We start from the raw sequence: 499 nt of genomic DNA, 5'->3' as shown, positions 1-499 counted from the left end.
CGCATGACCAAGCCAGCCGTTGCCCAGGCGAACATGGAACTTTTCGAGCGGCGGCGCGGCGAAAAAACTGCAAGCTTTTTTCGTTTATACGCTAATCGAGTACTAGATCGCCACGTCCAGGACGGCTTGGCAACATCAAGATGTAAGGTTCGTTACCCTGCTCAACGCCGTCCTTGTGATGGCGTTGAACAGAAGGCGAGCTCCAGACCTTAGGCGTTAGCTAGCGTTTCGCGGCTGGCTTCTTGATTGGAGTTGACTTCTCTTCCCATGCCAAGTTGCCGCCGATTAACTCCGCGCAGCCGTCCTTTGCCAAACGGCATGGCCGACAGTTCTTGCGCGTTCGGAAGGTTAGTCGTCCGATTTATCGTTTCCGTTCCTCAGTAGTCGCGAGGAGATTGGGAGGGCAACGGTATTCATCTAGAAGCTAGGATGCGCTGCTTTGCCCCTGCCGGACGAATCCCCATTTTTTTGGCGTCCACAATCATTGCATATATGGGCT

At 53.9% G+C, this 499-nt stretch carries 1 protein-coding gene; it reads left to right on the top strand.

The genetic code is table 11. The annotated features are described in order from the left end of the window. Positions 1–213: hypothetical protein (locus EOA38_RS40010; protein WP_210213038.1), on the top strand; the 213-nt coding region annotated here is incomplete at its 5' end. Between the last annotated feature and the right edge of the window lie 286 nt (positions 214–499).

The sequence above is a fragment of the Mesorhizobium sp. M1E.F.Ca.ET.041.01.1.1 genome (assembly GCF_003997355.1).
GTDB lineage: Bacteria > Pseudomonadota > Alphaproteobacteria > Rhizobiales > Rhizobiaceae > Mesorhizobium.
Note: the sequence above shows the minus strand (reverse complement) of the source record. Positions and strands in the feature narration are given on the sequence as shown.